This is a genomic window from Rhodopseudomonas sp. BR0G17 (assembly GCF_010907025.1).
GTDB classification, from domain to species: domain Bacteria; phylum Pseudomonadota; class Alphaproteobacteria; order Rhizobiales; family Xanthobacteraceae; genus Rhodopseudomonas; species Rhodopseudomonas palustris_H.
On record NZ_QUML01000249.1, the window covers coordinates 1 to 384 of the forward strand.

At 66.9% G+C, this 384-nt stretch carries 1 protein-coding gene; it reads right to left on the reverse strand.

Translation table 11 applies throughout. From position 1 onward, the window contains the following. Positions 1 to 332, reverse strand: a 332-nt coding sequence (locus DY467_RS26080) for a metal ABC transporter solute-binding protein, Zn/Mn family (RefSeq protein ID WP_164639941.1), incomplete at its 3' end; no start/stop codon positions are given. Positions 333 to 384 lie beyond the last annotated feature (52 nt).

Below are 384 nucleotides of genomic sequence, written 5' to 3' on the forward strand. Positions count from 1 at the left end.
TCGCGCACCTTGATGCCCTTGGTCGCGGTGACGATGGTCGCCTTGCCGCCGGACAACTGCACCAGCCGCGGCAGCCAGCCTTCGAGACCGAGGCCGTTGACCACCACCAGCCGGGCGTCGGCGATGGTCTTGGCGTCGGCTGGAGACGGCGTGTAGACGTGAGCGTCGCCGTTCGGTCCGACCAGCGTGGAGACCTCGACGCGATCGGCGCCGACGTTGCGGACGAAATCACCGAGAAGCGAAAAGCTCGCGACCACGCGAACACGATCATCGGCCTGCGCCGGGGCCGCCATCAGCAGCGCCGCGATCAACACCATTCCCCAACGGATCATCGCTCTCAAGCCTCCAGGTGACGGCCGGGAAACAGCTTGCGAACCACTCCGC